The sequence below is a fragment of the Streptomyces sp. NPDC019443 genome, from assembly GCF_044389785.1.
Lineage (GTDB): Bacteria > Actinomycetota > Actinomycetes > Streptomycetales > Streptomycetaceae > Streptomyces.
Genome location: NZ_JBIRYJ010000002.1, coordinates 410,986 through 436,280 on the forward strand (window position 1 = coordinate 410,986; position 25,295 = coordinate 436,280).

General features: G+C 71.0%; 21 protein-coding genes. 15 read left to right on the top strand and 6 right to left on the bottom strand.

Going from position 1 to position 25,295, the window contains the following annotated elements:
- The first annotated feature begins 112 nt into the window (after positions 1–112).
- Both ACH492_RS08090 and ACH492_RS08095 read left to right on the top strand, forming a co-directional pair.
- Entirely contained in the window at positions 113–2,968 is a 2,856-nt protein-coding gene (locus ACH492_RS08090) for a M4 family metallopeptidase (RefSeq protein ID WP_398984010.1), read from the top strand.
- A gap of 98 nt (positions 2,969–3,066) precedes the next feature.
- Positions 3,067–3,918, top strand: a complete 852-nt coding sequence (locus ACH492_RS08095) for a pentapeptide repeat-containing protein (protein ID WP_398984012.1) — start codon at positions 3,067–3,069, stop codon at positions 3,916–3,918.
- 32 nt (positions 3,919–3,950) lie between these two features.
- Here the strand turns inward: ACH492_RS08095 and ACH492_RS08100 are convergent, their stop codons facing one another.
- Entirely contained in the window at positions 3,951–4,778 is an 828-nt protein-coding gene (locus ACH492_RS08100) for a lysozyme (RefSeq protein WP_398984014.1), read from the bottom strand.
- Between the two features lie 231 nt (positions 4,779–5,009).
- Here ACH492_RS08100 and ACH492_RS08105 point away from each other — a divergent pair, with 231 nt between their 5' ends.
- A complete protein-coding gene (locus ACH492_RS08105; protein ID WP_398984016.1) occupies positions 5,010–5,498 on the top strand; it encodes a MarR family winged helix-turn-helix transcriptional regulator in 489 nt (162 codons plus the stop codon).
- 6 nt (positions 5,499–5,504) lie between these two features.
- Here the strand turns inward: ACH492_RS08105 and ACH492_RS08110 are convergent, their stop codons facing one another.
- Positions 5,505–6,293 (bottom strand): hypothetical protein, encoded by a 789-nt coding sequence (locus ACH492_RS08110; RefSeq protein WP_398984018.1) that lies wholly within the window; start codon positions 6,291–6,293, stop codon positions 5,505–5,507.
- A gap of 313 nt (positions 6,294–6,606) precedes the next feature.
- Here ACH492_RS08110 and ACH492_RS08115 point away from each other — a divergent pair, with 313 nt between their 5' ends.
- Genes ACH492_RS08115 through ACH492_RS08135 form a run of 5 tightly spaced genes read left to right on the top strand, consistent with a single transcriptional unit; the run spans position 6,607 to position 12,238 of the window.
- A complete protein-coding gene (locus ACH492_RS08115) occupies positions 6,607–9,462 on the top strand; it encodes a nitrate- and nitrite sensing domain-containing protein (protein WP_398984020.1) in 2,856 nt (951 codons plus the stop codon).
- Positions 9,459–9,941, top strand: a complete 483-nt coding sequence (locus ACH492_RS08120) for a roadblock/LC7 domain-containing protein (protein WP_398984022.1) — start codon at positions 9,459–9,461, stop codon at positions 9,939–9,941. Before ACH492_RS08115 ends, ACH492_RS08120 begins: the two co-directional genes overlap by 4 nt.
- Positions 9,938–10,351, top strand: coding sequence for a DUF742 domain-containing protein (locus tag ACH492_RS08125; RefSeq protein ID WP_307661166.1), 414 nt, complete (start codon positions 9,938–9,940; stop codon positions 10,349–10,351). Before ACH492_RS08120 ends, ACH492_RS08125 begins: the two co-directional genes overlap by 4 nt.
- The gene (locus ACH492_RS08130) at positions 10,332–10,967 is read left to right on the top strand and encodes a GTP-binding protein (protein WP_398984024.1); all 636 of its coding nucleotides are present in this window, start codon (positions 10,332–10,334) and stop codon (positions 10,965–10,967) included. Before ACH492_RS08125 ends, ACH492_RS08130 begins: the two co-directional genes overlap by 20 nt.
- Before the next feature lie 23 nt (positions 10,968–10,990).
- Positions 10,991–12,238: a styrene monooxygenase/indole monooxygenase family protein gene (locus ACH492_RS08135; RefSeq protein ID WP_356221372.1), complete on the top strand. Its 1,248-nt coding sequence runs from the start codon at positions 10,991–10,993 to the stop codon at positions 12,236–12,238.
- Here the strand turns inward: ACH492_RS08135 and ACH492_RS08140 are convergent.
- From ACH492_RS08140 to ACH492_RS08150, 3 genes are all read right to left on the bottom strand, one after another.
- Positions 12,199–13,371 carry an NlpC/P60 family protein gene (locus ACH492_RS08140; RefSeq protein WP_398984026.1) on the bottom strand — a complete coding sequence of 391 codons (1,173 nt, stop codon included), beginning with the start codon at positions 13,369–13,371 and terminating at the stop codon, positions 12,199–12,201. The two genes, ACH492_RS08135 and ACH492_RS08140, sit on opposite strands and share 40 nt — an antisense overlap.
- A gap of 144 nt (positions 13,372–13,515) precedes the next feature.
- The gene (locus tag ACH492_RS08145) at positions 13,516–15,966 is read right to left on the bottom strand and encodes a PQQ-binding-like beta-propeller repeat protein (RefSeq protein ID WP_398984028.1); all 2,451 of its coding nucleotides are present in this window, start codon (positions 15,964–15,966) and stop codon (positions 13,516–13,518) included.
- 37 nt (positions 15,967–16,003) lie between these two features.
- Positions 16,004–16,279 carry a hypothetical protein gene (locus ACH492_RS08150; RefSeq protein WP_398984030.1) on the bottom strand — a complete coding sequence of 92 codons (276 nt, stop codon included), beginning with the start codon at positions 16,277–16,279 and terminating at the stop codon, positions 16,004–16,006.
- A gap of 202 nt (positions 16,280–16,481) precedes the next feature.
- Here ACH492_RS08150 and ACH492_RS08155 point away from each other — a divergent pair, with 202 nt between their 5' ends.
- From ACH492_RS08155 to ACH492_RS08185, 7 genes are all read left to right on the top strand, one after another.
- Positions 16,482–18,518: a hypothetical protein gene (locus tag ACH492_RS08155; protein ID WP_398984032.1), complete on the top strand. Its 2,037-nt coding sequence runs from the start codon at positions 16,482–16,484 to the stop codon at positions 18,516–18,518.
- Positions 18,519–18,690: 172 nt separating this feature from the next.
- On the top strand, positions 18,691–19,947 hold the full coding sequence (locus ACH492_RS08160) for an extracellular solute-binding protein (RefSeq protein WP_398984034.1): 1,257 nt from the start codon (positions 18,691–18,693) through the stop codon (positions 19,945–19,947).
- On the top strand, positions 19,944–20,894 hold the full coding sequence (locus ACH492_RS08165) for a carbohydrate ABC transporter permease (RefSeq protein ID WP_398984036.1): 951 nt from the start codon (positions 19,944–19,946) through the stop codon (positions 20,892–20,894). The genes ACH492_RS08160 and ACH492_RS08165 overlap by 4 nt, the downstream gene beginning before the upstream one ends.
- Entirely contained in the window at positions 20,894–21,697 is an 804-nt protein-coding gene (locus ACH492_RS08170) for a carbohydrate ABC transporter permease (RefSeq protein WP_398984038.1), read from the top strand. The genes ACH492_RS08165 and ACH492_RS08170 overlap by 1 nt, the downstream gene beginning before the upstream one ends.
- A complete protein-coding gene (locus ACH492_RS08175) occupies positions 21,694–22,413 on the top strand; it encodes an amidohydrolase family protein (RefSeq protein ID WP_398984040.1) in 720 nt (239 codons plus the stop codon). The genes ACH492_RS08170 and ACH492_RS08175 overlap by 4 nt, the downstream gene beginning before the upstream one ends.
- Positions 22,410–23,162 (top strand): amidohydrolase family protein, encoded by a 753-nt coding sequence (locus ACH492_RS08180; protein ID WP_398984042.1) that lies wholly within the window; start codon positions 22,410–22,412, stop codon positions 23,160–23,162. The genes ACH492_RS08175 and ACH492_RS08180 overlap by 4 nt, the downstream gene beginning before the upstream one ends.
- On the top strand, positions 23,159–24,301 hold the full coding sequence (locus ACH492_RS08185) for a DegT/DnrJ/EryC1/StrS family aminotransferase (RefSeq protein ID WP_398984044.1): 1,143 nt from the start codon (positions 23,159–23,161) through the stop codon (positions 24,299–24,301). Before ACH492_RS08180 ends, ACH492_RS08185 begins: the two co-directional genes overlap by 4 nt.
- Here ACH492_RS08185 and ACH492_RS08190 read toward each other — a convergent pair.
- Positions 24,291–25,289: an LLM class flavin-dependent oxidoreductase gene (locus ACH492_RS08190; RefSeq protein ID WP_398984046.1), complete on the bottom strand. Its 999-nt coding sequence runs from the start codon at positions 25,287–25,289 to the stop codon at positions 24,291–24,293. The genes ACH492_RS08185 and ACH492_RS08190 overlap by 11 nt on opposite strands.
- Between the last annotated feature and the right edge of the window lie 6 nt (positions 25,290–25,295).

Sequence of the window (25,295 nt, forward strand, 5' to 3'; positions counted from 1 at the left end):
TGGGCATGTCCACTTGTCAACGCGCAGGCCACATTGATCGGTTGGCGTCCCACCGGTTGCATGGCCATGACCACCTTTACGGCTTGACCAGCACGTGGGAGGGGTACGAACTGTGCGCAAGGCCAGGACAAGCACACAGAGACCGGGCATATCCAGGGGGACCGGTCTCGCCGCACTGCTCGGAGCAGCCGGGCTGCTGCTCACCGCGGTACCGGCACAGGCGGTCACTCCGCCGGCCGCCGCACCGCCCGCCGATGTCGTCCCGGGGGCCGAGACGGCCACCCCGTCGCTCGTCGACGGCATCCGGGAGGCGGCGGACGCCAAGGCCAGCCCTGCGGACGCGGCCCGCGGCCATCTCGACGCCAAGGACGGCCGCTACAGGATCGCCGACGCACGGCGCGACCTCGCGCCGCTGCAGACCGTCAGACACGGCGCGGAAGAGGTCGTGAGGCTTCAGCAGAAGCACCACGGCATCCCGGTGTTCGGCGGCCAGTACGTCGTACGCATGGAGTCCAAGGGCGGCGAGCGCTTCGTCACCGGCACCTCCGGCAAGTACTTCACCGGACTGAAGACCGGCACGAACGCGACGGTCAGCAAGGAGACGGCGGTGCGCCGCGCGGTCGCGGCGACGGTGGCGCGCCTCGGCGGCAGGACGCTGAGCAAGGCCGACGCCGTACGCGGCAAGGGGGCCAAGTCCGCGAAGGCCGCCGCGCTCACCGGCGCCGCCGGCGGTCTCGTGGTGATCCCGCGCGGCGAGGGCGTCCTCGCGTACCACGTGACCGTACGCGGCACGAACCCCACCACCGGCGAACCGGTGCTTCAGCAGGTCTACGTCGACGCCCGCGCCGGCTACCCGGTGCTGCAGTTCAGCGGCATCAAAACGCTGACCGCGACGAAGGCCGCCGCGTCCGCCGCCACCGCGTCCGGCACGGCGCCGAAGGCCGCACCGCGGTCCGCGCGCGCGGCCGACGCCGACCCCGCCGTCGGCCTCAAGGGCACCGGCGTCAAGCTGGACGGCGCCAAGGTCGACCTCGACGTCCAGCTCGACACCACCCGCGACCAGTACGTGCTGATCGACCAGTCGCGGATGGGCGCCACCAGCAAGAACACCCTCACCACCTGGGACGCGCGGGACCGCGACGTGAGCGAGGTGGCCGGCGCCTGGCCCAGCGGGCTGAAGGAATTCGGCCACCCGGCCAAGGACTTCGGCAAGGACGCAACCGAGTCCGGCGCGGTCGACGCCCACTGGGCGGGCGGCAAGGTCTACGACTACTTCAAGTCGAACCACGCCCGCGACAGCCTCGACGGCCGCGGCATGACCGTCAACTCCCTGGTCGGGGTCACCTTCTTCGGCGGTCCGTACGTCAACGCCTTCTGGGACGGCCAGAAGATGGTCTACGGCAGCGGCGACGAGGACTACAAGCCGCTCTCCGCCGACCTCGACGTGGTGGGTCACGAGATGACCCATGGCGTCGTCGAGAACACCGCCAACCTCGTCTACGCCGGCCAGTCCGGCGCCCTCAACGAGGCACTCGCCGACTACTTCGGCAACGCGATCGACACCAGCGTCTCCGGCGCCGCCATGGACGACCCGGACGCCGGTCTGATCGGCGAGGACCTCTGCCGTACGACGAAGCCGCGCGAGTGCGCCTTCCGCAATCTCAACGACGGCGCGACCACCTCGAAGAACTTCCTCGGCGTCGCCTTCGGCACCGACAACGGTGGCGTGCACCTCAACTCCACCATCTTCTCCGGCGCGCTGTGGGACCTGCGCCAGGACGTGGGCGGGGAGCTCGCCGACCGCATCGTGTACAAGGCGCTGGCCGAGTACATGACGCCGCTCGACGGCTTCACCGACGGCCGCAACGCGGTGCTCGCGGCGGCCAAGGACCTCGGTGTCACCGCGAAGCAACTCACCGCGGTGAAGCGCTCCTTCAACGCCCACGGCATCGTCCCCGGCTGGGAGGACGCGCTCGGCGTCGACTCCGACCAGCTGCTGGGCAAGGTCAACACGTCCGGCACCCGGGTCCAGGCGGGCGGCGGCTGGTGGGCCGCGTCGCAGTCCAACGACGACGGCTCGGAGCCGTACTCCGTGTACGCGGGCCGTGCCGACGGCAAGGGTGCCCCGAAGCTGATCAGCCCCAACGACGGCCGTTACCACGTCTACCCGGCGACCGACGGCAAGACGGTCGTCTGGGCGGCGTACGGCACGACCAGCCTCGACATCCTCTCCCGGCCGCTCGCGGGCGGTCCGATCAAGAAGCTCTACACCTCGTTCACGGACGTCGGCGGGCTGCGCGTGGAGAACGGCGTCGTCGTCTTCGAGAGCTTCGGCATCTTCGGCGACCGGCATGTGGGCCATCTGCGCCCCGGCGACCGTGAGCCCACTTTCGTGGACGGCGGCGGCTTCGACATACTCACCGCGCTCCCCTCGATCAAGAACGGGAAGCTCGCCTACGCCAAGCTGTATCCGACCCCCGAGGAGTACAAGCTGGGCGTCGAGGTCTACGACCTCAAGACCGGCAAGGCCACCCTCGCGGGCCAGCTCGGTGAGCCGCAGGTCCTCGGCCAGGGCGGCATCAACTCCACGCACGTCTTCTGGCTGGTGGACGAGAATCTGAACGACGAGGGCCAGATGGCCGTCCGCCGCTCGGGCCTGGACGGCACCGGCACGGTGGACATCAGCCCGGAGGCCAAGCCGACCGCGCTGCTGCCCTTCGACCTGACGGTCTCCGAGGACGCAGTCACCGTGAACAGCGTGCTGCCCGGCACGGCGTTCCGTAACGAGTCGCTGTCGAAGCTGTGGCAGCTGACGACGGACGGCTCGCGCCAGGAGCGGGTCTCCTGCAACCGCGGCGAGCAGATCTCCCCGGCCGCGGTCTCGGGCCGGCAGGTGGTCTGGATCGACGGCACGACGGGCTGGACAGACCTGGTCACCCGTGAGCGCCCGGCCGGCCTGTGCGGCTGACGAGCCCGCGATGATCTCTCGGTGAGAGACGGACCCCCGGCGCCCGTGCGCCGGGGGTTCGGGGGTCCGGCGGTGGCGGCCCGGGAGGACGCAGCACAATGGCTGGTGTGAACGACCAACGCGATGACCGGGCCCTGCGGGCGGACTGCGGGAGCTGCTTCGGACTGTGCTGCGTGGCACTGCCCTTCTCCGCATCCGCGGACTTCGCGGTCGACAAGGACGCCGGAAAGCCCTGCTCCAACCTGCAGACGGACTTCCGGTGCGGCATCCACACGCGACTGCGGCAGAGCGGCTTTCCCGGCTGCACGGTCTACGACTGCTTCGGCGCGGGACAGAAGGTCTCCCAGGTCACCTTCGGCGGCACGGACTGGCGACAGGCCCCGGAAGCCGCATCGCAGATGTTCGCGGTGTTCCCCGTCGTACGACAGCTTCATGAGCTGCTCGTGTATCTGACCGAGGCGCTCAGCCTGCACCCCGCCCGCGCGCTGCACGCCGAGCTGCGGCGGCTGCTGGAGGAGACCGAGCGCCTCACGGGGCTCGGCCCCGACGCCCTCGAAAAGCTGGACGTGGCCACGCACCGGCAGGACGTCAACGTACTGCTGCTCCGTACGAGCGAACTCGTCCGGGCCGAAGCGGCCGGCAAGATGAAGGACCGTAGGAAGAAGGACCGGAAGAAGGACCGCAGGGGCGCCGACCTCGTCGGTGCGCGGCTGCGGGGCGCGGACCTCAGGGGCGCCGATCTGCGCGGCGCGTATCTCATCGCCGCCGATCTCACCGGCGCCGATCTGCGTCTCGCCGACCTCATCGGGGCCGACCTCAGGGACGCGAACCTCACGGGCGCGGATCTGACCGGCAGCATCTTCCTCACCCAGCCGCAGCTGAACGCGGCCAAGGGCGACCTGTCAACCAGGCTGTCCCTCGGGCTGACCCGCCCCGCGCACTGGTCGTGACCAGCGGGCGCGGGACGGGCTGGGTGCGCCGCTCAGCCGTTGGCGAGCGCCACGACGCGGTCCAGCGCGCCGTTGAACTTGTTGTGGTCGCCGACGATCGGTCCTGACGAGGTGTACTGCCACATCGTCTGGTAGGCCCAGCCGGCCGGCAGGGTGCCCGGCGTGGTGTTGTACCGGGCGATCCACAGCGGGTTGGCCGCGCCGAAGCCGCTGTAGTTGCCGGTGCACTGCGTCCACCAGCTGGTGGCGGTGTAGATCACCGCGTCCCGCCCGGTGCGCGCCTTGTAGCGGTTCAGGAAGTCGCGGATCCAGGTGACCATCCCGGACCGGGTCTTGCCGAAGCAGGCGGCGCCGTACGGATTCCACTCGATGTCCAGCGCGCCCGGCAGGGTCTTGCCGTCCCGGGACCAGCCGCCGCCGTTGTTCACGAAGTAGTCGGCCTGCGCCGTGCCGGACGCGGTGTCGGGGGTGGCGAAGTGGTAGGCACCGCGGATCATCCCGATGTTGTACGAGCCGTTGTACTGCTGCGCGAAGTACGGGTTCTTGTAGTAGGTGCCCTCGGTGGCCTTGACATAGGCCCACTTCACGCCGCTGCTCCACAGGCCGGACCAGTTGACGTTGCCCTGGTGGCTGGAGACGTCGACGCCTTCCGTCTGTGCGGCGCGGTTGACCGGCGGTAGGCCTCCCTGTCCGTCGTGAGCGATGACGCCCATGCCAAGGTGCGCCGAGCCGCGCGGGGGAGCGTCAGCGGCGCCGGCGGTGGCGGGGAGGGCGAGGAGGAGGGAGAGAACTGCGAGGAGAGTGCCGGCCGCTGTCGCGAGGCGTGAGCGGTCGGTCGATCCGGATCTGAGCACGGGCATAGCGTGCCTCCGAAGACCTCGGTGGGGGTGAACTGACGATGTGTCGACATGTCGTGGCGGATTTCATGGTGTGGACATGTCAGCTAGGAAGCTACGCACGTAGAACCGCCTTGTGGAAGGGGGGCAGGGTGCTGCCGTTGGTCTACGCCTGCGAAATACTGGCCGAGCTGCGGCAATCGGTGCCGCCGAAAGAAACTTTCAGGATCCGGAAAGCGCGCGAGGGGTGCTGACGTGCACGAAAGCGGTACAGAGAGTGAAGCGGACCCCAAGGGCGAGAGTGGTGTGGACCACGAATTCCTCGCTCTGGAACGGGAGTTGGCCGTCTTTCTGCGCCGGGCCCGGGCGTCCTCCGGCGAGATGGCCCGCGAGGTCCACCCCGATCTCGAGCCCGCCGCGTACGGACTTCTCGTGCGGCTCGAGGAGGCCGGGCAGCAGCGCGCCACTGACCTCGCCGGCTACATCGGCGTCGGCAAGGCGACCATGAGCCGCCAGTTGCGCGCCCTGGAGGAGCTCGGCCTGGTGGTCCGCGAACCCGACCCGGCCGACGGCCGCGCTTCACTCGTCCGGCTCACCGACGAAGGGCGCTCGCGCTTCCGCCGGGTGCGGGACGCGCGGCGCGACCGCTATATGAGCAAACTGGCGGGCTGGGACCGCGGCGAGGTCGCGGAGCTGGCCCGGCTGCTGCACCAGCTGAACCAGCGGGCCGAGAGCGAGGAGTGACTCGGGTCAGAGCTCCGCGAAGACCGCCGCCGCGTCGTCGTGCAGTTTCCAGCGGATCACGCTCCCACGCTCCTGGGCCGAGTTCTCCAGTGCCCTGACCCGGTCGATCAGACCCTGCGGCCCCTCCTTGCGCAGCAGCCCCAGGCACTCGGCCCAGCTGCCCTCCGCGAACATCTCCACCCAGCGGGCCGCCCCATCGGTCAGCGCCGCCACGGCCCGCACCTCGCCGCGGGGCGTGCTGCCCGTCACCGCGCGGACCGCCACCCCCGGATCGGCCGCCGCGGTGAAGAACCCGCCCTCCGTATTGCGCAGCGCGTCCGCCGAGGCATGTGTACGCAGGGACTCGCGGGGCAACTGGTCGATACGGTCGTCCAGCACCGCCCGCACCTGCCCGTCCGGCGACTCCAGCAGGAGCGTCGAGTCGGACAGCACCAGATGCTCCACCGGCTCCGCCCGGCCGCCCCAGCGCGCCATGACCACCGTGGCCTGCGGTGTACGCACGTGAGAAAGGTCACAGGTGTCCCGGTGGGCGTCCGCGGTGCGCCGGATTGCCTCCGAAAGGACCTCTGCCAGTGTCATATCCCGTCGCGAACCGGACAGTTCGACCAGCGCGCCGCCGAGCCTGGCGGTGAACCACGGCACCCCGTGCACACATCCGTAGTCCCCCGCCGGTGGCGTCACACCGTCCAGCACCACGAGCGTTCCGCCCTGGCCGGAGCCCGGCAGGGCCACGGAAGCCCAGTCCTCGTTGGGGCGTTCGGGCGTGCCGGGGGTGGTCGCGAGTTCGATACGCATAATCCCCAGTCTGCATGACACCTTCACGAAGCCCGCATGACCACGCAATTGGCCCGTACAAGCAGGTCAGGACGTGTTCAGGGGCTGTGTGACGCGGGCCGTCCCGGCTGCGGGCGCGCATCCTGCCAAAGCCCGGCCGGAAGATCCAGCCGATGCCCCGCGCGTCGCCGTATCGGCCCCGGCGGCGACTTGTTCGCCAACTCCCGAGTGATGTTCACTCGTTTCCGTACCAGGGGTAGGCCCTCGCGTGTGACCGGTCGTCATCTCTGGTCGGATTCATGGGCGGACGAGTCAAGCAAGATTGCGAGCACCGGTGCAGATGAAGCGGCCTCGGGGCAACGGCGGCAGGCCCATTGAAACTCCGGACGGCTCCCCGGCCCCCCGCGCCGTACGGGTACGCAGCCGTCTGGTGGCGGGAGTCGCCGCCGTCAGCCTCGTCGTGATCGCGGCGGGCGCCCCTGGCGTCCTCGCCACCTCCGCCGAACTGACCGAGTCCCAGGACCTGGTCACCCTCGCCGCCCTGAACCGCCAGGCCGTCACCCTGGCCCACTCCCTTGCCGACGAGCGCGACGAGGTCACCGCGTACATCGCGGCGGGCCGTGACGACCAGAAGGGTGACAAGGACGACCGGCGCGAGATCTCCGCCAGCCGCAGCACCCGCGTCGACCGGCAGATCGACGAGATCCGCGGTGCCATCCCCGGCGACCACGCCGAACTGCGCCGCGACCTGTCCGCCGTGCCCTCCGTCCGCCGCACCGCCCTCACCGGCAAGGGCACGGCGATGGAGGCCTACCAGGCGTACTCCGCGGTCATCGCGAACCTGCACGCCCTCGCCGACGAGCTCGCCGACAAGACCCCACCGCGGGCCGCCGCGGGCACCCTCCCCCAGAGCCTTCGGCCTGGGGGGACCCCCAGCTCGCTGCGCTCGTCCGCCGCACTCGGCCTCGCCGTCGAGCAGGCGTCCGCCACCCGCGGGCTGCTGCTGGCCGCACTCTCCGTGCCGCGCACGGAGAGCAGCCCGAGCCTCGACCCGGTCACCGGACTGCCCGTCCAGGACGAGGGCGGGGACGACGGCGAGAGCGACCGTACGCGCAACGCGCTGAGCGCCGCCGCCCAGCAGTCCCGGGTGCGTGAACTGGCCGCGCTCGCCGATTTCGACCAGGCGGCAGGCAAGGACGCCCGCGACTCGCTGGCCGCCACCGTCACCGGATCCGAGGTCAAGGCCGCAGAGCGCTATCTCGCCCGGCTGACCGACCAGCCCGAGCTCTCCTCGGCCGACCGCAAGTCCAACCGCGAAAAGCTCGAATCCTCGCTCACCGCCCGTATCGAGCAGATGCGGGGCGTCGAGTCCTCCCTCGCCGCCGAACGGACCGAGAGTTTCGAGCAGCTGCGCGACGACGACGTCACCGCGCTGGAGATCCGGATCGCGCTGCTCGGCGGACTGCTGATCGTCGCCGTCGGCGTGTCCGCCGCCGTCGCCCGTACGCTCACCCGGCCGCTCGCAGTCCTGCGGATCGGCGCGGCCCGACTCGCGGCCGCCCCCGAGGTCGAGGAGCCGGTCCGCTTCACCGGCCGCAACGACGAGTTCGCGCAGGTCGTACGGTCCCTGAACACCCTGCACGACAAGCTGCGGGACCTCGGCGTACGGGCCGAGCGGCTGGACAGCGACCGCGGCGACCTGGCCGACGCCCGTGACACGCTGACCGCCGAAGTGGCCGCGGGCCGCGCCGAACTCCAGGCGCACACCCGCGAGCTGACCGCCGAGCTCGAACGGCTGCGGAACACCGTCCAGCACACCTTCGTCAACCTCTCGCTGCGCACCCTCGGCCTCGTCGAGCGGCAGCTCGGCGTGATCGAGAGGCTGGAGGAGCGCGAGCAGGACCCCGAGCGGCTCGCCACCCTCTTCAAGCTCGACCACATGGCCACCGTCATGCGCCGGCACAGCGAGAACCTGCTGGTCCTCGCGGGCGCCGAGCACGGCCAGGGGCACGCGAGCCCGGTGCCGCTCATCGACGTACTGCGCGCCGCCGTCAGCGAGATCGAGCGGTACGAGCGGGTGATCATCCAGTCCCTGCCGCCGCACGCGCAGGTCGCCGGATTCGCCGCGGACGACCTCAGCCATCTGATCGCCGAGCTCCTGGAGAACGCCGCCTCCTTCTCGCCGCCGGACGCCCAGGTCGAGCTGTCGGGCTGGCTGCTGGAGAGCGGCGAGGTCATGCTCTCCGTACAGGACACCGGCATCGGGATGACCGCCGGGCGGATGGCCGAGCTGAACGCGCGACTCGAGGACCCGGACGCGTACGAGAGCCGGGCCGGCCGGGACGGCGAGGGCCTCGGGCTGCGGGTGGCCGGGCTGCTGGCAGCACGGCACGGCGTACGGGTGCAGCTGCGCGAGCAGAAGCAGGGCGGGATCGCCGCGGTCGTCGTTCTCACGCAGGCGCTGCTGCCGACCGGACCGCCGGGCGCCGAGACGCACACCGTGCCGGTGGCGGGCACCGTCGGGACGCCGACGCAGCATCTGCCCGGGTCGGTGGCGGAGGCCAACTCCAATGCGCTGCCGGGCAGTTCGCGCCGAATTGACCCGTTGGTCGTGGCCGCAGAGCAGGCGATCCGCGCGGCGGAGCCGGACGCGCACGAGCGGACGGCCGACGGGGACCCGGAGAGCACCGGGGTCGACGAGGCGACGTTCGCGATGCGCATGCCGGAGTCGGTCTCCGAAGAGCCGGTGGCCGCGGTGGAGCCCGAGCCGACCGCCGGGTCCGAGCCGACCGCCGGATCCGTGCCCACGGCCGGGTCCGAGCCGGTCGCCGGATCCGTGCCCACCGCCGGGTCCGAGCCGGTCGCCGAGCCTGAACCGGTTACCGAGCCTGAGCCCGTTGCCGAGCCCGAGCCGGTCGATGAGCCGCGGCCCGCCTGGGAACGCGTCACGGACAAGGGCCTGCCCAAGCGCACCCCCAAGGTCGTCAAGCCCGCCGCCGCGCCCAGCGAGCGCGCCGGCAGCGTCGACGCCGACGCCCTGCGCCGCCGCCTGGGCGGCTTCCACCAGGGCGCGAAGGACGGCCGCCGCGACGCCGAGGCGGAGATCGCCGAGATCGCGGACCAGACGGAGACGGATGAAGGCACCGAAGCAGCAGAAGCGGGGGACACAGTCGAGGAGGCACGCAGTTGACTGCGACCGGGACATTCGGCCTGAGCAGTGAAGCCCGCAATCTGCACTGGTTGCTGAGCAATCTCGTGGAGGAGGTGCCAGGGGTTCGCTCGGTCGCCGTCGTCTCGTCCGACGGACTCCTGCTGCTCTCGTCCGACCCTGCCCAGAACGCCGCTCCGGCCGCCACCGGACGCCGGGAAGGCCCCAGGGGCTCCAGCGCGAACCTCGCCACCATCGTCTCCGGCATCGGCAGCCTCACCATCGGCGCCGCCAAGCTGATGGACGGCGGCGGCGTCAAGCAGACGATGGTCGCGATGGAGGAGGGCAGCGTCTTCGTGATGTCGATCAGCGACGGCTCGCTGCTCGGCGTGCACGCCACCCCCGACTGCGACATGACCGTCGTCGCGTACCACATGGCGCTCTTCGTCGGCCGCGCCGGACATGTCCTTACCCCCGAACTCCGCAGCGAACTGCGCAAATCGATGGAGAGCGCTCAGTGACGCCCGCCGCTGAACCCGCCCGAAGGCTTCCCGTCCGCGGCGAGAGCCGACGCCCCGCCCGGGTCCGCCCCTACTCACTCACCGGCGGCCGCACCCGCTTCGGCCACGTGCTGCTCGTCGAGACGTTCGTCGCCGCGCTCGAAGCCCCCGAGGAGCGCAGGGAACTGCCCAACGGCGACCTCTCCTCGCGCGTCATGCCCGAGCTGCGGGCGATCGTCGAGCTGTGCCGCCGTATGCGTACCGTCGCCGAGATATCGGCCCTGCTGAAGATGCCGCTCGGTGTAGTCCGGGTGCTGCTCAGCGACCTGGCCGACCAGGGAAAGATTCGCGTGTACGGGACCGGGCACGGCGCCGGCCAGCCCGACCGCGCGCTGCTCGAAAGGGTGCTGAGTGGACTCCGCCGCCTCTGACACGCTGCTTGCCCGTCCCCACCCGCAGCCGGAAGAGGAGCTGCAGGTCTGGCAGTTGGACCGCACCAGGGCACCCATCGCCACCAAGATCGTGGTCGCGGGCGGCTTCGGCGTCGGCAAGACGACCTTCGTCCGCTCGGTCTCCGAGATAACGCCGCTGCAGACCGAGGCGCTGATGACGCAGGCCAGCGAGGAGAGTGACGATCTCGCCGCGACGCCCGACAAGCTCACCACGACCGTGGCCATGGACTTCGGCCGGATCACGCTCGACGACGACCTGGTGCTGTACGTCTTCGGCACGCCGGGCCAGCAGCGCTTCTGGTTCATGTGGGACGACCTGGTGCGTGGCGCGATAGGCGCGGTCGTGCTGGCCGACACCCGCAGGCTGCCGGACTGCTTCCCGGCGCTCGACTACTTCGAGAGCAGTGGCCTGCCGTACATCGTCGCCGTCAACCACTTCGAGGGTACGGAGCTGTTCGAGGCCGCAGACGTGCGGGAAGCGCTGACGGTGCCGCCCCACGTACCGGTGGTGATCATGGACGCGCGCAACCGGATCACGGTGATCGAGTCCCTGCTCACGCTGGTCGCCCACGCCCTCGAAGCAACCCCCGAATAGCTACGCAACGGAGAACACCCGCCATGCGGAAGATACTCATAGTCGGAGCCGGTCAGTCCGGTCTCCAGCTCGCCCTCGGACTCCAGTCGCAGGGCTACGAGGTCACCCTCATGTCCAACCGCACGGCCGACGAGATCCGGTCCGGGCGGGTCATGTCCACACAGTGCATGTTCCACACCGCGCTGCAGCACGAGCGCGATCTGGGCATCAACTTCTGGGAGTCCCAGGCCCCGCGCATCGAGGGCCTGGGCGTCTCCGTTGCGGCCCCGGACTCCACCCGCGCCATCGACTGGGTCGGCAAGCTCGACGGCTACGCCCAGTCCGTCGACCAGCGCGTGAAGATGGCCGGCTGGATGGAGACGTTCGCGCAGCGCGGCGGCCAGCTCGTCATCCACGGCGCGGCGGTCTCCGACCTGGACTACTTCTCCCGTACGTACGACCTGGTGATGGTCTCGGCGGGCAAGGGCGAGCTGGTCTCGATGTTCGGCCGTGACGCCTCCCGCTCCCCGTACGACGCACCGCAGCGCGCGCTCGCCGTCGCCTACGTCCACGGCCTGGGCCCGCGCCCCGAGCACCCCGACTACGACGCGGTCCGCTGCAACCTGGTCCCCGGTGTCGGCGAGCTCTTCGTGATGCCGACGCTCACCAACAGCGGCCGCGCGGACATCCTCTTCTGGGAGGGCATCCCGGGCGGACCGCTCGATGCCTTCCAGGGGGTGAAGGACCCCGCCGAGCACCTCTCCCTGACCCTGGAGCTCATGGAGAAGTTCACGCCCTGGGAGTACGCACGCGCCACCAAGGTCGAGCTGACCGATCCGAACGGCACGCTCGCGGGCCGGTACGCCCCCACCGTCCGCAATCCGATCGGCCGCCTCCCCGGCGGCGGTCTGGTCCTCGGCGTCGCGGACGTCGTCGTCGCCAACGACCCGATCACCGGGCAGGGCTCCAACTCGGCGTCCAAGTGCGCCGCCTCGTACCTCGCCTCGATCACCGAGCACGGCGACCGGCCGTTCGACGAGGCGTGGATGCAGTCCACGTTCGACCGTTACTGGGACACCGCGCAGCACGTCACCAAGTGGACGAACGCGATGCTCGGCGTCCCGCCGGAGCACGTGCTCAACCTGATCGGCGCGGCCGGCGGGCTCCAGCCGGTCGCCGACCGGTTCGCGAACGGCTTCAACGATCCGGCCGACTTCGAGAACTTCTTCTTCGAGCCGGAGAAGGCGAACGCCTACTTGGCCGAGGTGTCCGGAGCCTCCGCCGCCGAGTAGCCGTGGTCCGGCCCCGCCGCGGCGCCCTTCGGGAGCCGCGGCGGTGTGTACGTGCTCAGCGGACTGCCGCCCGGGTCCGGGCGGACCGCGCCGAGCAGCGGATTCGCCGCGATGGGGGAGACCTTGACCTTGGTGCCCGGGCGGGGGGCCTGGACGACCATGCCGTTGCCGAGGTAGATGGCCACATGGGTGGCCTTGGGGAAGTAGATCACCAGATCGCCGGGGCGCAGTGAGCGCAGCGAGACCTTCGGGAGCTGGGCCCACTGCTCCTGGCTGGTCCGCGGGATCTCGCGGCCTGCCTGTGCCCAGGCCTGCGAGGTCAGCCCCGAGCAGTCGTACGATCGCGGGCCCTCCGCGCCCCAGACGTACGGCTTGCCGATCTGCTCGACCGCGTACTCCAGCGCCCGCTCGCCCTTCCGCGTCGGCGTCCGCCTACCGTCGAGCACACCCGAGGCGAGGAGCTTCTCCTGGGCCTTGGCCGCGTTGGACCGCTCCAACGCCGCCACTTCGGCGATCTCGTCGGCGGAGAGCGAGGCGAGCATCTTCTCGACGTCCTTCAGCCGCGCGGTCGCGTTGTCGCGCGCCTCCTTCTGCTTCGTCGCCAGCGTCAGCTCCCTGTCCAGCGCCTTGCGGGACGCGGCCGCCAGCCTGGCGGCCCGCTTCGCGCCCGCCTCAAGACCGGCCATCGTCGCCAGCCGCCCGGCGGCCGCGCGCTCCATCAGATGGTCCTGGTCGAGGGCCTGTTTCGGATTCCGGGCGAGCAGCAGCCACAGATACGAGGACAGCTCGGACTGGCCCCGGTACTGCTCGCGGGCCAGCCGTCCCGCTTCGCCGCGGGCCGCGACGACCGCGTTGCGCGCGCCGGCCAGCTCGCGGGCGAGCCTCGCCGTCCTGGCGCGCTGCTTGTTGAGCTCCTCCTCCGTCGCGTTGTACGTCTCGCCGGCCTCCTCCACCTGGCGGTACAGCGTCTGAAGCGCGGTCAGCATCCCGGAGACGGTCGTGGGCGGTGCGGGTGCGGGTGTGGGTGTGCCGGCCGCGGGGTCGTCGGCCGCGGGTGCGGCCGGTACCGCCGCGACGGTGGTCGCGGCCGCCAGCGCCGCCGTACAGACAGAGCGGAGCAGTCTGCCTGACACTTCATCACCTCCGGCTGCGGGGAGGGCGGGCCGTCCACCCCACGGCCGATCATGCGAGGGCGCGCGTGGGAGTGCCCCGCGAGTGGTCGGATCAGCGCAATACGGTCACTCGTCGGGGCGTAGTGCGGGGTCGCCTCCGGCGTGTCAGTCCACCGGCAGCGCGTAGAAGGTCCGCTCTCGCTGGACGACGAGATTCCGGCCGCCGCCACCCGGCAGGGGCACATAGCGGGGGCCGCCCGGGACGTCCTTCACGCCCGCCTCCTGGAACTTCCACAGCCGCCTGCCGTCGCGCGCGGCGAACGCGGTGAGCTGCGCGCCGTCGCCCGCGAGCACCGTGGCGCCGCTCGCGCTGAGGGCGGTGCCGGGGACGCCGTTCCAGACGGGCGCCTCGGTGGAGCGCCGCCACTGCTGGCGGCCGGTGGCGGTGTCGATCGCGCACACCTGCTGGTAGCGGTTGGCGACGTACAGCACCGGGCCGCGCAGGGTCCCCTTGCCGAAGGGGAAGATTCCGGTCTGGCCGGCCGCTGGGGTGGCGGCGGCCAGCCGCCACAGCCGTGCGCCGGTGCGGCTGGTGAAGGCGTGCAACTCGCTCGCCGCCGCGGCGAACAGCCTCCCCGTCGTATCGCCGACGACCGCGGCGGCAGGCACCACGCCGGGCAGCGGCAGCGACTGGCGCAGCTTGCCCGTCCTCCGGTCGAACGCGAGCAGCACGGACGCGCCTTTGGACGCGGTGCGCTGCGCGGGGGTGAGGGACGCCGCGTCCTGCCGTACGACGATGTCGGCGGGGCGGACGGCGATCAGGTCGTACCGGGGGATGCGCGGGGGGAGGCCGTTCGTGACCGGGGTGCGCCACAGCCACTTGCGCGCGACGAGGTCGTACGCGAAGAAGTACGCGGCGAGCGCGGCGCCCTTCTTCACGTGGCCGGTCATCCAGAGCGTGCTGCCTTCCCAGCCGGTGATGCTCCCGAGGGTCAGGGTCTCGCCAGGGCCGGCGAGGGCGGTCTTGGCGACCCGGTGCCTGATCTGCCCGTCCAGCGCGGAGATCCAGAGGAAGTGGGTGGGGCCGTCGACGAGACAGAGCGCGTCGTCGACGGGCACGGCGCGGGAGAGCGAGGCGGCTTCCTTGAGCTGCCAGAGCCGGCGTCCGGTGCGCACGTCCACGCCGACGGCCTGGTCACCGCCGGTCAGCACGAGCACGCGGTCGCGCCAGACGGTGGCACTGGGCGGCGCGTCGCCCTCCTTGCCGGGCTGCTCGTACCGCCAGGCGGGCTCCGGCGGCATTCCGGCGACGCGGGTGCGCCCGGGAGCGGGGCGGGCCTTGGGGGCGGCCTCTGATTCGCCGTCAGTGACGGCGTACACCCCACCGCCACCGAGGGCGACCCCGGCGAGCCCGGCGGCGATGCCTACGAGCAGGGCCCGCCGGTCGGGCTTGGCGGAGGCGGAGGCGGAGGCGGGGGCAAGGGCGGGGGTGGGCGACGGTGCGAATGCGGGTACGGGCATGGCCTGCGGCATGGGCGGGGCGCTTCGCGCGGCGGGCAGCGCGAGGGCGGCGGTCATCCGGTCACCGGGCGTCACGTTCGGTACGGGGACGCTGCCGCCGGCCTGCGGGCGCCCGCCGAACGGATGCGGGCCCGGGGCCTGGCCGGGTACGCCGACGCCCACGGGTTCGGCCACGGCGCCTGCCGAGTGCCGCGGCACCACCACACCGTGCGGAACGACCACACCGAGGGTGAGCCCCTCCACCGCTCCCGCCTGTGACTCCACCGCCTTCACCAGGCTCGGTGGCAGCCAGCCGTCCCTGGCCAGTGCCGCCGCGCCCTCCAGAGCCAAGGTCGCCGCCGCAGTGCTCGCCGACGGGCGGTCCTGAGGGAGCTTGGACAGGCAGCTCGCCACCAGCGGGCGCAACCCGGCCGGAACCCCGCCCAGCTCCGGCTCGCCGTGCGCGATGCCGTCCGCGTCGCCCAGCGGGGTGGTGCCCGTCGCGGCGTACGCGAGAAGCAGGCCCAGGACGAAGATGTCGGACGCCGGGCCCGGCTCCGAACCCGCCGACTGTTCCGGGGTCAGATAGCCGAGCTGTACGGACAGTTGCCCGCCCGGGCCCGCCTGGGCCACCGCCGCCGCGCCCAGCGCCCCGAAGGCCGTGAGCCGGGGGCCGTCCGCCGCCAGCAGCACGGTGTCGGGGGCCAGGCCGTGCAGCACCGCACCCGTGGCGTGCACCCGGGACAGCGTCTCCGCCAGCGCCGCGCCCAGTATCCGAACGGCCCGCTCCGGCAGCGGGCCGGCCAGCGCGATCGCCTCGCGCAGGGTCAGCGCCGGGATGTACGCGCTCGCCGTCCACAGTTCTTCGTCGGTGCCGGATCCGAGCGGCTCGGGCACCCACCCGCCGGCCAGCCGTTCCGCGGTCCGCGCCTCGGCCTGGAAGCGGCGCCGGAACGCCGGCACCGCGGCCAGCTCGGGCCTGGCGGCGGAGACCACCACGGTCGTGCCGTCGGGCCCCTGCGCCAGATAGCGGACGCTGCTCGCCGACTCCCACAAGCGCGCCAGTGTGGCGTAGGGGCCGAACTGGCGCGGATCGTCCTGCTGCAGCGGCTCCATGGCGAGCATCCCCCCTGGCGAAACGGTCCTCGCGATCTTATGGCGCGCCGTTCGGCTTCGACCAGGGCCACTTGAGCGCGCGTCGCACCGCGCCCTCGGGGGCGTACTCGTACTTCCAGCCGCGCCGCAGACCGAGCCGCTTGGAGTAGCCCGCGGGGACACGCCGGTATGCGTACACCGTCGGCGGCGTGCCGTCGTCGTTCGGCACGGGGACCTCGTACCACTTCGGGGGATGCCCGGTCGGCCCGACCAGAACCGGCAGCACGCGCCCGTCCAGCGGCCCGCCCACGAAGGGGGTGTTCTCACTTCTCACACCATCAGTCTCACGCAGGCCCGCCGTGCCGCCGGCACCGGGCGCGCCGCTGTCCGGTGGATGGAGCTGAATGGCCATGACGTGGGCCCGTTGGAGTGCTGTCCCGGAGCCGCTCGGTCGGCGCCGTTGACGCCCCACGGGGGGTGGCGTATCACTTTCGGCTAGTGCCGTAACTCCCGTTCCTTTCGGAGGTGTTACCCCTGTGACGACGCGACGAGCGTTTCTCGCCGGCTCGACCGCAGCACTGTCCGCCTCTGTACTGTCGTTAGCAGCTCCGAGCACCGCGTCCGCCGAGGAGGCGCTGATGCGCGACCCCGTATCGCTGGGTGTACCGCTCGCCGACGTCCTGCTTCTGGGCGGCACGGTCGCTCCGGGGCCGGGCGGCAAACCGGCCCTGTGGAACGCGTCGACGGGCAAGCCCGCCTATCTCAACGCCATCGACCCGGCCACCGGAGAACAACTGGTCAGCGCGCCCCTCACCGGAGCTGACGGCTCCTGGGCCGTCGCCGCCGCGCCGGACGGGGTGTACGCGGGGACCTACGGCAACGCTCATCTCTACCGCTGGCGGCCCGGCGCCGGCGACGTCGCCGAGGACCTCGGCCTGCCGATCGCCGCGCAGACCTTCATCTGGTCGCTGACCTCGGACGCGGACGGCAAGATCTGGGGCGGCACCTTCCCCGGCGGAAAGGTCTTCCGCTTCGACCCGGCGACCAAGGAGTACACCAACTTCGGACAGGTGGTCGTGGGTCAGACGTATGTGCGGAGCATCGCCTGCGCGGGCGGCAAGGTCTACTCCGGCTCGTACGCCGCGGCACACATCGCCGAGCTGGACCCGGCGACCGGCTCGGTCACCGAACTCCCCAAGCCGCCCGGCCTCAGCACCATAGAGGGCAAGGCCGTGTACGACCTGGACGCTCTGGGCGGACGGCTCTACGCGCGGATCGGCTCCGACCTGCCGGGTCCGCTCTTCGTCTACGACCTCGCCACGCGCGCCTGGACCGATGAGATCCCCGACGCACACGGCCTGAAGATCGCCCCGCCCGACTCCGGCGGCGGCATCCACCTCATCCAGCGGGGCGAACTGCGCCGCTACGACCCGGCCACCAAACAGCTCACCGGCACCGGCCTCACCCTCACCGGCAAGGTGCAGAACACCCGGTCCATCGGCTGGGCCGAGCTGGGCGTCGCGGACTATCCGGGGCGCAGTGTCGTCGGCACGCTCTGGCGCGGCGAGATGTTCCGCTACAACCCCACCACCGGGGCGCACGCGATCCTGGAGACCAAGGTCCGCAAGGAGCCCATAGAGATCCTGGCGGTGGCCGGGGGCGGGCGCAGAACCGTCTACGCCGGCGGGTTCCTCAACGGCGGCCTGGGCGCGGTCCGTACGGACACCGGGGCCTCTTCGTTCCACCGCTTCGCGCAGATCGAATCTATCCTTCAGTCCTCGGACGGCTCGGTCTGGCTCGGCGTCTATCCCGAGTCCAGGCTCTACCGCTACCGGCCCGACAAGCCCTGGAACAGTCCCGAGTACTCACCCGGCGGCCCGCCGGGGACCACCCCCAACCCCGAGCTGATCTTCAACCTGGGGCCACAGCTGCAGGCCCGCAGCAAATGCCTCGCCGAGGCGGATGACGGGAAGATCGCCGTGGGCACCGTCCCGTCCGGCGACCGGCTCGGCGGCGGGCTCGCCATCTACGATCCGTCATCCCGGGACTGGCAGTTCACCCGCAATGTCTCGCAGGATCAGAGCCTCTTCGCGCTCGCCGCGTACGACGGCGTGGTCTACGGCGGCGGGTCCGTGACCGGCGGGCTCAGCACCACGCCGCCCACGAGGAAGGCGGGTGCGGTCTTCGCCTGGGACGTGGACCGCGGCCAGAAGCTCTGGGAGTTCGAGCCGGTCAGCACGGAGGGGACGGTCAGCGCGCTGGCCATCGGCCCCGACCGGAAGCTGTGGGGGCTCGCCGGGCACACGCTCTTCGCCGTCGACCGGCAGAGCCGGCAGATCGTTCACCGCTATGAGCTGGGCACCAGGAGCACCGGCGGCTCGATAGTGGTGTCGCGCTCGAAGCTGTACGTGAGCGTGGACGGCGGCTTGATATACCGCATCGATCCGTTCGCCCCGCACCGCGACCCGGTGCTGATCGTCGCGTATCCGCACCGGCGGCTGACGGGGCATCAGGACGGACGGTTGTACTTCAACCGTGTCGCCGAGCTGTTCGTCGTCGATCCCCGGCACTGATCTCCCGGCCCGGTCACACGATCTGATCGCCGGATCTGAACCGCGGTCTGACCTCGCGACATTGACCCCCCGTCATCAAGGCATTGACATGCCAAAACCGCCCGGCTAGTTTCGGCCCAGGCCGAAACTAGCCGGGCTCTGGCTCCCCTTCTCAGGCCTTCCGGAGGCCCCCATGAAGACAGGCTTCAAGCGCGCCGCCGCACCACTCGCGTTGTTCACGCTCGCCGCCCTGATCACCGGGTGCGGCGGCGACAGCAGCTCGGGGTCGAAGAAGGTCACCGTCTGGATGTACCCGGTGATCGCCGACCCCAAGGCCAACTCCGCCTACTGGACACAGATCGAGAAGGACTTCGCCAAGGCCGAGCCCGGCGTGCAGCTCACCGTGGAGCAGCAGCCGTGGGAGAACCGCGACGAGAAGCTCGCCACCGCCTTCAGCAGCGGCAAGGGCCCGGACGTCGTGCTGCTCGGCCCCGACCAGATCCCGCAGTATCTGAGCAATGGAGCCATCAGGCCGGTCGACGGGGCGCTCAAGGGCACCGAGGGCAAGTTCCTGCCGGCCGCACTCGAAGCCATGAAGCAGGACGGCAAGGTCTACGCGGCGCCGATCTACCACACCGTCACCACAACGCTCTACAACAAGAAGTTGCTGGACCAGGCGGGCATCACCAAGCCCCCGGCCACCTGGGACGAGATCAAGGCGGCCGCCCCCAAACTGAAGCAGGCGGGCGCCGCGGCCCTCGACTACTCCGCGGGCAACGAAGCGACGCAGAACCTCAACTTCTACCCCCTGCTCTGGCAGGCGGGCGGCAAGGTCTTCGCCGACGACGGCAAGAAGGTCGCCTTCAACGGGCCCGAGGGCGTCGCGGCCCTCACCTTCGTCACCGACCTGTACAAATCCGGCGCGATCCCCAAGTCCGCCCTGACCAACGCCAACGTCGTCGCCGACCAGGCGCTCGGCAAGCAGCAGGCGGCGATGGGCTTCTCCAACACCCCCGCGGACGCCGTGACCGCGGCCCAGGCCTGGGGCGCGGAGAACGTCGTCGTCGGCCCGCCGCTCACCGGGGCCAAGCAGGTGACCTTCGGCATCCCGGGCGGGCTCGGCATCAACGCCAAGTCCAAGAACGTCTCCGGGTCGGAGAAGTTCCTCGCGTTCATGACGAAGCCGGAGCAGCTCCAGAGCATGGGCAAGGCAAGCGGCTTCCTCTCGCCGCGTACGGACGTCACCGTGCCGAGCGACGCCCCGCACGCCAAGGAGTTCCAGGAGGCGCTCGCCAACGCCTACCCCGGTGAGCCCAACCCCACCGCACGCCAGCTGATGTCACTGATCGCGCCCGAGATCCAGGCCGCGCTGACCGGCAAGAAGAGCCCCAAGGAAGCCCTCGACGCGGCGGCGAAGCAGGCCGACGACCTCCTGGCGCGGCAGCGTTGAGTCAGACGTCCCTGACCAAGATCTCCCCGGGCGAGGTCCCTCCCCGCAAGGCCTCGCCCGGCAGGAGCTCTTTCAGCAGGGCCGTACGACGGCGTGAGGCCCGCGTCGGGCTTCTCTTCGTGGCCCCGATGCTCCTGCTGTTCATCGTCTTCCGCTTCGGACCGACCCTCGGCGCCGCGTTCCTCTCGCTCACCGACTACCGGCTGAACGGCGAGTGGCAGTTCATCGGGGCCGAGAACTACAGCCGTCTCCTGGACGACGACGTGTTCTGGTCCAGCCTCGGCGTCACCGCCCTGTACACCGCGTTCTTCGTGCCGCTGACCGTCCTGCTCTCCCTGGGCACGGCCCTGCTGCTGCACCGCACCGTCTGGGCGCGCGGGTTCTTCCGCGGGGTGTTCTTCCTGCCGTACGTCACCAGCATCGTGCTGGCCGCCGTCATCTGGAAGTGGATCTACGAGGTCCAGGACGGCCTGCTCAATGCCGCGCTCGGCGTCATCTCCCTCGGCCCCGTCGACTTCCTCGGCAACGAGCACCTCGTCCTGCCCTCCATCGCCGTCACCTCCGCGTGGAAGGGCTTCGGCTACTCGATGCTGATCCTGCTGGCCGGACTCCAGTCGATCCCGCAGCACGTCATCGAGGCGGCCACCATCGACGGGGCGAACGGCTGGCAGCGGTTTCGCTGGGTGACCCTCCCGCTGCTGCGGCCGGTGCTGTTCTTCGTTCTCGTCATCGAGGCCATCGGCTCCTTCCAGGTCTTCGACCAGATGTATGTGATGACGGCCGGCGGACCCGTGCGCTCCAGCTACTCGCTCGTCTATTTCCTCTACGACTCCGGCTTCAAGTTCTTCGACTTCGGATACGCGAGCGCGATCGGCCTGGTGCTCTTCCTCGTCGTACTGATCTTCTCGCTCATCCAGCGACGGCTCATCGGAAGGGACGCGGACTGATGGCGCGGCTGCGACTGCCCGTCCTGCTGGTCCTGGTGGCGCTCGTGACCGTCATCCCCTTCGTGGTGATGGTGCTCGTCGCCTTCGCGCCGCCCGGCGGGCAGACGCTGCCGGGCGCGTTCGACCTGACCCGGGCCACCTGGCAGAACTTCTCCGACGTGCTCAGCAGCGCGGACATCATGCGCTGGGCGGTCAACTCACTGATCTACTCGGTGGTCTCCGTCGCGCTCATCCTGCTGTTCTCGTCCATGGCCGGATACGCGTTCGCGAAGAAGCGGTTCCCGGGCCGTGAGGTGCTGTTCTGGTCGTTCCTGGCGACCCTGATGGTGCCGTTCCAGGCCACCCTCATCCCGTACTACATCCTCGTCTCGGAGCTGGGCGGCGTCGACACGTACTGGGGAATGATCGTGCCTACGCTCGCCAACTCCCAGGCGGTCTTCCTCATGCGGCAGTTCATCCAGCAGCTGCCCGACGAACTCTTCGAGGCCGCGAAGATCGACGGCGCCTCGGAGTGGCGCATCTACACCACCGTCGTCATCCCGCTGATCCGGCCGGTCCTGGCGACCCTGGGCGTCTTCGTCTTCCTCTGGCACTGGAACGACTTCCTGTGGCCGCTCGTCATCGGCCAGTCCGCCGAGATGCGCACGCTCACGGTCGGCCTCGCCACCCTTGAAGGCGAGAATGTCGCGGTCAACCAGATCATGGCCGGGGCCACCATCACCGTGATCCCCTGTCTGCTCGTCTTCGGACTGCTGCAGCGGTATCTGACCGACTCGATCGCCACCACCGGCCTCAAGACATGACCGTCGTCGACATCAACCGGCTGCTCGGCCCGCTGCCGTACGACGAGGTGGCGAGCCGGGCCCCGGCCGGGCTCGTCGGCGAACTCGACCGGCTGCGCATCGACAGCGCATGCGTGGTCCACACGCATGCCGTGTACGGCGACCCGCGCGACGGCAACGAGTCGCTCACGGCCGTCGAGGAGGCCGACAGCGTACGGCTGCGTCCGGTGCCGGTGCTGATTCCCGGGCCGCTCGGCACACCACAGTGGCAGGGCGGCGCCCGGCTGGTGCGGCTGTGCCCCGGCGAACACCGCTGGTCCCTCACCGGCGGGCACGCCCTCGCCCTCGCCGCCGCGCTGGCGAAGACGCGCACCACCGTCCTGCTCGGCTGGGAGACGGTGACCGCCGCCGAGATCCATCAATTGGCGAGCGCCCTGCCGACCCTGCGCATCATTCTCACCGGCACCGGCTACCGCAGCCTGCGCGAGCTCGCCGAACTCATGGACTCACACGTGGAGTTGTACGTGGACACCTCGACACTCGCCGGGCATCTGCAGGTCGAGTGGTTCGCCGGACGGTACGGAGCCCGCCGCGTCCTGTTCGGCACGGGCGCGCCCGTCACCGACGACGCGGGACCCCGCTACCAGCTGGACACCCTGGCGCTGCCGGACGCCGACACGGTGCTGATCGCGGGCGGCAACGCCCTGCGGCTGCTCGGCGAGGGCGAAGACCCGTGACCGTCATCGACGCCCACGGCCACCTCGGGCGCTGGTCCGACTTCGCCATCCCGGACGGCTCCGCCCGCAGCCTCGTCGAGGTCATGGACCGGTGCGGCGTCGCCACGGCCTGTGTCTCGCATCTGCTCGCCGTCGGCCCCGACGCCCGCGCCGGAAACGCCCTGCTGCTCACCGAGCTCGCACAGCACCCCGGACGCCTCCTCGGTTACGCCGTCTTCAATCCGCACGATTCCGAGGCACCGGCCCGGCTGCGCGACCTGATGGACGCGCCCGGCGTCATCGGGGTCAAGCTCCACCCCGAAGTCCATGAACTCCCGCTCGACCACCGCGCCTACACCCAGGCTTTCGACATCGCCGCCGACCGCGGCCGCATCGTGCTCGCGCACAGCCAGCAGGCATCCGCCTTCTCCGAGCCGGTGCGCTTTTCGGCCGTGGCCCCCCACTACCCGGAACTGCCGCTTCTGATGGGCCACTCGGGCCTGTGGACCAGCGGCTTCGCACCCGCCGCCGAAGCCGCGGCCCGCTGCCCCAATCTGGTCCTGGAGACGTGCGGCTCCCGGATGACCGCCCGCCATCTTCTGCGGCTGGTCGCCGAGACCGGGGCCGAGCGCATCGCCTTCGGCTCCGACGCCGTCTTCCTCGATCTGCGGGTGGGACTCGGGCGCGTACTGCTCGCCGACCTCGACGAGGCCGACCGGGCGCAGATTCTGCACGGCACCATGGACCGCCTGCTGAAGGGCCTGAAATGACGCCCGTACGCACCGAAGGGTGGCCGCAGTGGCCGCCGCCGGCCGGCGAGGAGCAGCGCGAGCGGCTGCTGCGGGTGCTGGAGAGCGGAGAGTGGGGAGCGACCACGGGCAGCGAGACCGAGTCCTTCGCGGCGGCCTTTGCCGAGAGCGTCGGCGCTTCTCACGGCGTCTGCACGGTCAATGGCACTGTGGCGCTCTTCCTGGCGCTGCGCGCGCTCGGGGTACGGCCGGGTGACGAAGTGATCGTGCCCGCCTATACGTTCGTGGCCAGCGCCACCGCGGTGGTGCTGGCGGGTGCCCGGCCCGTTGTCGCCGACGTACTGCCCGAGACCCTGCACCTGGATCCGGCGGCGGCGCGGCGGCTCGTGGGACCACGGACCCGGGCCGTCATGCCGGTGCATCTGGCGGGCGCGCCTGCCGACACCGAGGCGCTGCGCTCCTGGGACATCCCGGTGGTGGAGGACGCGGCCCAGGCGCACGGTGCGCGGCGGCACGGACGGGCGGCCGGGAACCTCGGGGACGCGGGCTGTTTCAGCTTCCAGTCCAGCAAGGCGATGACCGCGGGGGAGGGCGGCATCGTGGTGACGGACGACCGGCGCACGTACGAGCGACTGTGGTCGCTGCACAATGTCGGCCGCCGCCGGGACGGGGGCTGGTACGAGCACCCGGAACTGGGCTGGAATCTGCGGATGACGGAGTTCCAGGCCGCTGTGCTGCATCCCCAACTGTCGGTACTCGAACAGCAGTTGGCTCACCGGGCGGCGCGGGCGGCGACGCTGGAGGCGGCTCTGAAGGAGGTAGAGGGCCTGGATCTGATCGGGTCCCCTGACGGGACCACCCGGCACACCTGGCACCTGGCCATGCTCCGTTATGAACCGGCGGCCTTCGGCGGCCACCCCAAGGCGGCGTTCCTGGAGGCCATGACCGCTCAGGGCATCCCGCTGGACGCGGGCTACCGCTCCCTGTCGCGCGAGCCCTGCACCGCGGGCGGTCCGTGCCCGGTCGCAGAGGCGGCCGAGGACACGGTCGTCTGGGTGCGCCAGCCGATGCTGATGGCCGACGACGCGGCCATGGCGGACATCGCCCGCGCCGCGCTCCTGGTCCAGCAGGCTTTCCGGCAGCGCCCGTTCACCCGTTGAGACGCGGCAGCACCTCGGACCCGAACGACTCGATCGCGCTCAGGGCGTCCTTCTGAGGCATGCCCGGCGGCTGAATACGCAGCACTACACCGTCGGCGCCCATCTCGCCGTACGCCCCCAGACGCTGCACGCACTGGTCCACCGAGCCGATCACGGAGCGCGCCTCGATGTCGTCCCACTGCTGAGCGTAGCGCGCGGCATCCGCGGAGGTGCGCTTCCAGTCGCCGTAGGCGTCGTACAGACCACGCAGCGGGGCCTCCAGGGCGGAGCGGGCCTGCTGCGAAGAGGGCGCGGCGTAGCCCTCGCGGCAGACGATGACCTCCGCGCCCAGACTCGCCGCTCCGCGCGGGTAGGAGCGGTACTCCGCGATCTTTTCCGGGAGTTCGGAGTCGAGTTCGTTGAAGGAGGTCGTCCAGCCGTCGCACATCAGGGCCGTGCGCTCCAGCGCCGCCGACACCCGCCCGCCGTTCCAGATCCGGGGGCGTGGGGACTGCACCGGACGCGGCGACAGGAAGGCCTCGTCCACCGAGGTCCAGCGGCCGTGGTGGGTGACCGCGTCCTCCGTCCACAGCCGGGTGACAAGCTCCAGACACTCCTCGAAGCGCGACACGCGCTCGCGCGGCTGGGTGCCGTACAGAGTGAACTCCTCGGGCCGGTAGCCCAGTACGAATCCCGCCGTGAGCCGCCCTCCTGACAGCACGTCGATGTGCGCGAGGGTCTCGGCCAGCCACACCGGCTGGTAGACGGGCGCGATCAGCCCGGCCGTCGCGAGTCCGATCCGCTCGGTGTGCGCGGCGAGATACGCCAGGGAGGTGAGGGCCTCGTGGTATCCGGGCCGGTGCAGATGCCGTTCGCCCAGCACCACCCAGTCGAATCCGGCCTGTTCGGCAAGGAGCACCTGCTCCACCGCGTCGGCGAGCCGGGGCCGGTCGGCCTTGTCCGCGTAGAGATTGACGTACAGGCCGAGACGCATGGCGCGCTTGGGCATTCTCGC